This window comes from Arthrobacter pascens (assembly GCF_017052465.1).
Taxonomy (GTDB): Bacteria; Actinomycetota; Actinomycetes; order Actinomycetales; family Micrococcaceae; genus Arthrobacter; species Arthrobacter pascens.
Map to the genome: position 1 here is coordinate 1 of NZ_JAFHKT010000039.1, position 934 is coordinate 934.

Here is a 934-nt window from a genome sequence, read left to right on the forward strand (position 1 = left end):
CGAACCCTCCGAAGAAGAACTCCGCCACCGCCAAGGCGCCTTCCTCCGCCGCCCCCGCCGCGGCCTCCACCACCTCGAAATCTTCGCCACCACCGACCAGTACGAACACCTCCTCACCGTCATGAACACCGCCACCAACCCACGGACCGGCACCGGCACATTTAGAGGTACAGGCACCGCAGCAGACCCGGAGACAGGCGGGGAGGGCGGACAGGACACGAACGGTGAGCGCGATCCGGTCGCCGCCCCAGCCGTTGAGCATGGCACGTACACCGGGCCGGGGTTCGACGCAGCCGCAGAAACCGCGGCCGCCGATGCCCACCTCGAACGCCGCACCCGGCCCCAGCAGCACCTCGACGGCCTCGTCGGCGCCTGCAAAACCGCCCTCGCCACCGCCACCCTCCCGGCCACCGGAGGCCTCCGACCCCAAGTCATGGTCACCATCAGCTACCAAGACCTCCTCAACCAACTCGAGACCGCCGCCGCCACCGGCCCCCGCTACCCCCGCACCACCCCAACAACACCCACAGCAACCGCCCGGACCGCACCCGGCCAGCCCCACCACCGCGACGCCTCGCACGCTGCGTCCCCCGGCGCAGCTCCGGGCGCGGCCACCGCGGACCAGCCCACGTCCCCCGGCACCAGGGAATTCCCGGGCACCGCCAGTGATCCAGACAGGGCCGCCGGCACCGGCCAGCCCCCGTTCCCGGGAACAGCACCCGGAACGGACCAACCCCTGCTGCCAGGCACCGCGACCGGCACAGGAACGTTCATCTTCACCGGGCCGGTCACGCCCGCCATCATCCGCAAAATCGCCTGCGACGCGGACATCATCCCCGTCCTTCTCGGCAGCGAAGGACGCATCCTCGACATCGGCCGCACCACCCGCATCTTCCCGCCCCACATCCGCAAAGCCCTCACCGCCCGCGACCAA

1 pseudogene is annotated in these 934 nt (G+C 71.0%); it reads left to right on the forward strand.

From position 1 onward, the window contains the following. Window positions 1–934: pseudogene (locus JYA52_RS22190) on the forward strand (HNH endonuclease signature motif containing protein); the annotation flags it as partial.